This is a genomic window from Pseudomonas sp. JV245A (assembly GCF_032424515.1).
Lineage (GTDB): Bacteria > Pseudomonadota > Gammaproteobacteria > Pseudomonadales > Pseudomonadaceae > Aquipseudomonas > Aquipseudomonas protegens.
Window position 1 is genome coordinate 1 of the sequence record NZ_VYKE01000623.1, and the last position, 298, is coordinate 298.

General features: G+C 63.4%; 1 pseudogene. It reads right to left on the reverse strand.

Going from position 1 to position 298, the window contains the following annotated elements:
- Positions 1-298, reverse strand: a pseudogene (locus tag F6S12_RS33325) (thiolase family protein); the annotation flags it as partial.

The following is a 298-nucleotide window of genomic DNA, read 5'->3' on the forward strand; positions in this document are numbered from 1 at the left end:
CGCACAGGCGATGGAGTTGGCCGAAACCGCCATGCCCACATCCTTGGGCAGGCCCGGATGATGCAGGGTCGGGTTGTGAAAGCGCGTACCGAAATAGTGGGAGACCCCGGTATAGGCGCAACCGCGTACGAACACCGGTTTATCGGTGTACTTGTGGGCTAGGTGTTCGGCCACCAGGATCGCGCAGCCACTGGCTTCGCCCCAGGCCAGCATCGAGCCGCAGGCCTCGCTGTTCTTCAACGCTTCCAGGGATGGAATCGGCTGGCCATAGCGGGTGGCGGTGGGGGTGTTCTGTGCG